This window comes from Anaeroplasma sp. (assembly GCF_034179385.1).
GTDB lineage: Bacteria > Bacillota_I > Bacilli_A > Acholeplasmatales > Anaeroplasmataceae > Anaeroplasma.
Window position 1 is genome coordinate 1 of sequence record NZ_JAXFPY010000021.1, and the last position, 2,922, is coordinate 2,922.

General features: G+C 27.8%; 2 protein-coding genes. Both read left to right on the plus strand.

Features of this window, described 5'->3' with window-relative positions:
- Positions 1 to 839: 839 nt before the first annotated feature.
- The gene (locus SPJ17_RS01410) at positions 840 to 1,856 is read left to right on the plus strand and encodes a hypothetical protein (RefSeq protein WP_321092030.1); all 1,017 of its coding nucleotides are present in this window, start codon (positions 840 to 842) and stop codon (positions 1,854 to 1,856) included.
- A gap of 17 nt (positions 1,857 to 1,873) precedes the next feature.
- Positions 1,874 to 2,922 (plus strand): hypothetical protein (locus SPJ17_RS01415; RefSeq protein ID WP_321092032.1); only part of this gene is annotated, 1,049 nt, incomplete at its 3' end.

The window sequence follows — 2,922 nt, forward strand, 5'->3', positions numbered from 1 at the left end:
ATATACAAAAGGAAAGGAATGATTTAACTTGCTGTAACTTGCTGAGGAAACAAATTTATAGGAAATAGTATAAGGACAGGTGCTAATAGAGACCTGTCTTTTTGCATTAATTTAACGGTTCTAACAGGAAGGAAATAATCTTCCTGTTAAGACATATAACTAACTATTGCAAACTATAGGTCCTATAAGGATCAAGGTAATAAAGTTGATAAACTAAAAAAAATAAATGATTTAGTTAAAAAACAATGCGTTAAGGGCTATATATTTATTTTTTAATTCTGAATCACAGAGTCTAAATATAATAATAATAAAGTAATAATACTCTTTAGATACTAATTAGTGATTCTATATTTTGACTATTCAAATAAATATTATAATATACTGATTTATGAGGGAACAGCATTTAACTTGAAGTGAACAGAATGTAAATGATGCAATTAAAAGAATTATTAATGCGTATAATACAGAAGAAGAAATTCTAGCGAAAAAGAAAATAGAAATCCTCTTATTATTCCTCACTTTTCGTGTCATCATTTACGTCATAAATTCTGTACAAGGTATTGTGAGAATGAAGCTAATGTGAAAGTTATTCAGGCCATTATGGGGCATAAGAATATAAAAACAGGAGTTTCTTATTATTATAATAGGAAACTATTTAATATTTATGTTGTACTGCATTGCTTGAGGAATGATTCTCGGGAAGATATAAATTACAAGATAAAAATACACAGTTATCTTCTAATATTTGTAACTGTTTACGAGATAAATAGGTAATAGGATATAAATATATGTTATGATATGATAAATTAAAGATCAAATTAATATGAGGGATAAGTTATATGAATTCAATAGAAAATAACATATTTTATATATTGATACCTTTTCAGTATGAAGGAAAGGTAGGATTTGAAAGATATGTATCATCGATTGAAAGTGTTTCAGGAGTTAGATTAAAAAAGAATGTAATTAATGATGATTTTTTTCTAGGATTTATTTCTGAAACATATAGGAAATGTTTAAGTTACGATATTGAAGTTATAGAAGAAAAACAATGCATAAGGATATTTTGTTTTGAGTCAAATGTTGGTTTTATAGTGTTTACAAAAACTTTTAATAATAAAAGTAATAATACATATGAAAGTATGTATAAAGATATTGAATCACTATCGAAGAGATTATGTGAAGGTCAAGATCAAAGCTTGCAATTATTCAAATCAAATTTACCGTTTATTTCACTTTTTCCAGTCGGAAGCTTAAAGAAATGTTTAGTTGTGTCTAACGTAATAACAAAATTAAGCCCAAGTGAGACGAGAAAACTAAATTCAGATAATGAAAGCATTCATAATATAGATAAGTTGCATGAGTGTTATTGTTCATCTGAACATATATTAATAATTTCCAATCAACATTATTGCAACATATGTTCTGAAGAAGAAAAAGCTTTAGAACAGGATTTTAGAAACAAATACAACGATAATATATTAAAAATGTTTATGTTACTTCACCATGAGAGACAAATGTATTTAATTTTGCGGAAACAGATAGTAAATGCGAAAAACGAAAATGCAAAGGTGATAAAAAAAATAAAAGAACGTATTATAGATTTGATAACATGCTATTCATATAAGGTTATTACAGAAGATACAGAATTCCAAGCCTTATATGACGAGTATAGAAGGATTTTAAATCTTTCAGATTATGAGAGTACATTGAGCGATCTGGTTTTTAAGCTAGATGATGAAATAGACAAAGGAAGAGATAAAAAAATAAATTTCATTTCATTAATAATTGCAGTATTAGGGTTGTTTCAGTTAGTGTCAGTAGTAGCAGATATACTTGGATTTATATCTAAATAGTACAAGGAGATGGGAGAATGTATAATATTTCAAACGCCTTAAAGGGTAACTTAAAGAGCTTAATGGGAGATGCTTTTTCAAACGAAGAATTTGAAAGGGGATTGAGAGCATTAGCATCGCTAATTAATATTAATGACGAAAAATCAAATTTTGATATAGATTATGGAAATTTATTAAATGAATCGAATATTACATCATCCTCATGGGATATTATTTCTGGCTGTAGAATAGAAGGCATGCTTAGAAAGATTGAAAACCTTAAAGGACATACGACAGAAGATGCCATGTTGCAAGCATACTATACACGAATTGGATTTTATAGAATGTTAGATGATCCACAGGTTAAAGCGGCTAGAGTAAATGATACCATAAATGCGTCAAATGCAGATAATATTCGTGGTAAAGAAGGCTTTCATCTTGCAGAGGCAAATGCAGAAGCATATAAAGAATGTCCTTATTTTATTTATGATTATATTGTAGTTTATCAGCTGAGAAATAGAATAAAAGCACATGACAATCCTGAAACATTTGATTTCATTGAAAAAATGGAACGAATTAAAAGCTTGTTTATAGTGTATATGGATCAGTGCATCAAAAACTATGATTTAATATGCGATTATTATGAAAAGGAATTTATAGAAAATAATATAGATTATGTTACATTTGCTCAAAGATATATGCCAAATTCAGATGAATTAAATGAATTTTTAAGTAAATTTCTTCAATTAAATTGGAAGGATGATGAGAATCAAACTTTTGAATATGATTATACGAAATCTATCAAATTCATAGGTGAAGCTGGAACGGGTAAAACAACCCAGATGCGAAGGATGTATATTGAATTATTAAAGGATATTATTTCGGGGAAGACAAAAAAACTGCCCGTGTGGATTGAATTGAAAAATATAGTAGAAGAAACGGCATCAATAGAAGGCATATTAAATTTAACTCTGAAGGAATATGAGCATCAATACGATTTATTATTTAAGAATAGTGTGCTTGTATTATTTTTAGACGGTTACAATGAGATATTGGAAGAGAATATAAAAAGAAAAATAGCACATGA

Coding starts and splice junctions, on each gene's coding strand:
- SPJ17_RS01410 (WP_321092030.1), top strand. CDS start 840: ATGAATTCAATAGAAAATAACATATTTTATATATTGATACCTTTTCAG.